Below are 2,354 nucleotides of genomic sequence, written 5' to 3'. Positions count from 1 at the left end.
CCGCGACCCGCCCTCGGACACCGGCTTCATCTTTGAGAGCATGTGCTGCAGGAACAGCAGCGACCCGTCGTTGATCCGCGGGGTCCCCGCGCCGAACCGGCCCGCGTACCCGCGGGCGGCCTCGTCCTCGACGACCGTCTGGACCTTCTTCCACTCGACCCCGAACGGCGGGTTGGCGAGCATGTAGTCGAAGGTCTCGTTCGCATGCGCGTCCTGGGAGAAGGAGTTGCCCAACGCGATGCGCGAGGCCTCGTGCCCCTTGAGCATCATGTCCGAGCGGCAGATGGCGTACGTCTCGCCGTTGAGTTCCTGGCCGAACAGCTCGAGCTTCGCCTCGGGGTTGTGCTGGCGTATCCAGTCCTCCGCGACCGAGAGCATGCCGCCGGTCCCGCACGCGGGGTCGTACAGGGTCTTGACGATGCCCGGGGTGGCGAGCGTCGCGTCGTCGTCGGCCAGCAGGAGGTTGACCATGAGGCGGATGACCTCGCGCGGGGTGAAGTGCTCCCCGGCGGTCTCGTTGCCGGCCTCGGAGAACTTCCGGATCAGCTCCTCGAAGACGTAGCCCATCTGGAGCTGGGAGACCGTGTCGGGATGCAGGTCGATGTCCGCGAACTGGGCGACGACCTGGTAGAGCAGGCCGGCCTCGTCCAGGCGGGTGATCTGGGCGTCGAAGCCGTACTTGTCGAGCACCTCGACCGCGCCGGTCGAGAACCCGTCGATGTACAGCCGCAGCGACTGGGCGAGGTGCTCGGGGTCGGCGAGCAGCCCGCGGAAGTCCAGCGGGGAGGTGTTGTAGAACGGCTGCTTGGCGGCCCGGCGCAGGAAGAGGTCGACGTTCCCGATCGTCCCGGCGCTGAGCTCCTTGGTCTTCGCGAGGACCGCGGGCTTCGTGGGTTCAAGCACGCAGTCCAGGCGCCGCAGCACCGTCAGCGGCAGGATGACCTTGCCGTACTCGGACTGCTTGTAGTCCCCCCGCAGCAGGTCCGCCACGGACCAGATGAAGCCGACCATGTCTCGAAAACCGTTCACCGGGGTTGTTCCTCCACTGCTGCGTCGGTTGATCTTCGGGTGCTCCGCAGAAGTGTCCTCCACCTGGAGCGATGCCATGGCTCCGTTGCTCGGCCAGAGATCACCCGGATATCGCTTGCGACTGCGCAAATCGGACGGGCGCGCCTGCGGCGGATGGGTGACGATGGGTGTCCCTCGCTGGCCGACGGAGTCATGCGCAAGAGACGGAGGTGCGCCCCGTGCCTTCCCGCAAGAAGCGATCCGGAAAGATGCGGGCGCCGTCGCCGATCGCGCTGGTCGACCGCGTCGGATCCGCACAGGAGGCCGGCGAGCTGGCTGCCCACCTGCTTGATCGAACGCGAACCCGGCCCGTCGTCGTGATCTCGATCGCGTCGGGCCGGCTCGAGCCCTTCATCGAGCCCGAGCCGGTCGCGCACGCGCTCGGAGACTTCGCCGAGGTCGTCGTCGTGCCGACGAACGAGGTCTCCTGGGCGCTGTCCCGTGCCCTGCCCGACATGACCCAGGTCTACGGCGGGGCGGGCAGGGTCTACCCGATCGGCCTGGACTGGACGGGCGACTATCGACTGTCCCCGCTGCGGTTCGCCTACACCGCGCAGGAGGGGGCAGGGGCGGGGGATCTCCTCGTCGAGGACGCGATCGGCATGGCCGCCCGCGCGGGCGTCCGGCAGGAGACGAAGACGTCCAGCCGCCGGGTGAGCGGCACGGTGTCCGCCCTGTTCCCGCCCACCCGGGCCTTCGTGACGCTCCTCGACGGATCCCTCGCGACCGTCTGGCAGGAGCTCACCACGAGCCACGCCCCGATCGACCGGGTCCTCGTGCGAGGTCAGTTCGTCGAGGGCATGCTCGACGACGCCACGGGGCGCCTGGACATCTCCGAGCTCCTGCGTCCGGCTGCCGAATCGCTCGACGAGTATCAGCCCGGGGCGGTCGTGCTGGTCCAGGTCGCGACGGTCACCGTGGACGCCGTCACGGTTCTCCTGCACCCCGACGTCAGCGCGACCATCCAGCGTGAACAGGTGACGACCAACGAGCTCGACGGGTTGGACGCGCTGTTCAGCGCGGGGGAGATCCTGCCGGCCCGGATCGACGCCCGTTCGCGGCTGTCGTTCGAGCTGCGCCTCGACGACCTCGACGACGTCGACGAGCCGCTCGCGGCGCCGTCGTTGATGCCCGATGGTCCGCCCTGGCTCGAGCTGCCCGCGGAAGAGGTCACCGTAGCGCCCGGCCCCGCGGAGCCGGTTCGCCCGAGCCCGGTGCTTCCGGTGAGCGCGCTGCCGTCGAGCCAGCGGCCGCCGTTGAGCCAGCCGCCGAGCGCGGCGGCCCAG

2 protein-coding genes are annotated in these 2,354 nt (G+C 69.5%); one reads left to right on the top strand and one right to left on the bottom strand.

The window, feature by feature from the left end; genetic code table 11:
- On the bottom strand, positions 1-1,029 hold a 1,029-nt coding region (locus tag VIM26_RS25490; protein ID WP_331956135.1), incomplete at its 3' end, for a class I SAM-dependent DNA methyltransferase.
- Between the two features lie 218 nt (positions 1,030-1,247).
- Here VIM26_RS25490 and VIM26_RS25485 point away from each other — a divergent pair.
- A partial coding sequence (locus tag VIM26_RS25485) for a hypothetical protein (RefSeq protein ID WP_331956134.1) occupies positions 1,248-2,354 on the top strand: 1,107 nt, incomplete at its 3' end.

The organism is Pengzhenrongella sp., from assembly GCF_036565025.1.
Lineage (GTDB): Bacteria > Actinomycetota > Actinomycetes > Actinomycetales > Cellulomonadaceae > Pengzhenrongella.
Note: the sequence above shows the minus strand (reverse complement) of the source record. Positions and strands in the feature narration are given on the sequence as shown.